Source organism: Streptomyces sp. NRRL S-495, from assembly GCF_000966955.1.
In the GTDB taxonomy this organism is placed as follows: domain Bacteria; phylum Actinomycetota; class Actinomycetes; order Streptomycetales; family Streptomycetaceae; genus Kitasatospora; species Kitasatospora purpeofusca.
Window position 1 is genome coordinate 1 of sequence record NZ_JZWY01000753.1, and the last position, 500, is coordinate 500.

General features: G+C 70.4%; 1 protein-coding gene. It reads right to left on the reverse strand.

Going from position 1 to position 500, the window contains the following annotated elements; translation table 11 throughout:
• On the reverse strand, positions 1 to 500 hold a 500-nt coding region (locus tag VR45_RS32700), incomplete at both ends, for a HAMP domain-containing protein (RefSeq protein ID WP_045943515.1).

The window sequence follows — 500 nt, forward strand, 5'->3', positions numbered from 1 at the left end:
TGCGGGTGAGGTCGCCGTCCGCGACGGCGGTGGTCACCTGGGCGATGTTGCGGACCTGGCTGGTGAGGTTGTGCGCCATGAAGTTGACGTTGTCGGTGAGGTCCTTCCACGTCCCGGCGACGTTGGGGACCCGGGCCTGCCCGCCGAGCGTCCCCTCGGTCCCCACCTCGCGGGCGACCCGGGTGACCTCGTCGGCGAACACCGACAGGGTGTCCACCATGGTGTTGATCGCGTCCGCGAGCGCGGCCTCGCCCTTGGCCTCCACGGTGATCTTCCGGGAGAGGTCGCCGCGGGCCACGGCGGTCGCCACGTCTGACATCGAACGGACCTGGCCGGTGAGGTTGGAGGCCATCACATTGACGTTGTCGGTGAGGTCCTTCCACGTCCCGGACACGCCCCGGACGGTGGCCTGGCCGCCGAGATTGCCCTCGGTGCCCACCTCGCGCGCCACCCGGGTCACCTCGCCGGCGAACGCCGACAGCTGGTCGACCATCGTGTTG